This is a genomic window from Chryseobacterium sp. BGARF1 (assembly GCF_001677955.1).
Lineage (GTDB): Bacteria > Bacteroidota > Bacteroidia > Flavobacteriales > Weeksellaceae > Chryseobacterium.
The window spans coordinates 1-385 of the sequence record NZ_LELA01000014.1 but is presented as its reverse complement, the minus strand read 5'-3'; the positions used below and the strand labels follow the sequence as shown (position 1 = coordinate 385).

Below are 385 nucleotides of genomic sequence, written 5' to 3'. Positions count from 1 at the left end.
TCAATCGTATTGTGACTTGCCAGATAAGGATAGCCATCACTCTTTCCAATTTCTTCTTCAGTAACTTTTGTAAGCCTGTTTCCGGTATAATCGTATCTGAGATTGTCAATCTTAAACGCTGCAGTATTTCCTGTCATGAGCTCTGCGGAACGTTGGAGCCTTGTAATGTTTCCGTTTAGGTCATAGTCTATTTTTTCAAAATATTCTTTGGCCGTAGGGTTACTATCTTTTTGATAAAAACCAGCTAATAATCTGTTTAATCCATCATATACATAACCATATCTTTTAAGAGGTTCATTTTCCTGAGTGGAAGTTTTCCAGTCTACTTCTGCAATGTTACCGTTGTATTTAGGCTTTACCTGAAGAGTTGAAAAATCATTATTAG

At 35.8% G+C, this 385-nt stretch carries 1 pseudogene; it reads right to left on the bottom strand.

From position 1 onward, the window contains the following. Nucleotides 1-385, bottom strand: a pseudogene (locus AB671_RS22430) (hypothetical protein); the annotation flags it as partial.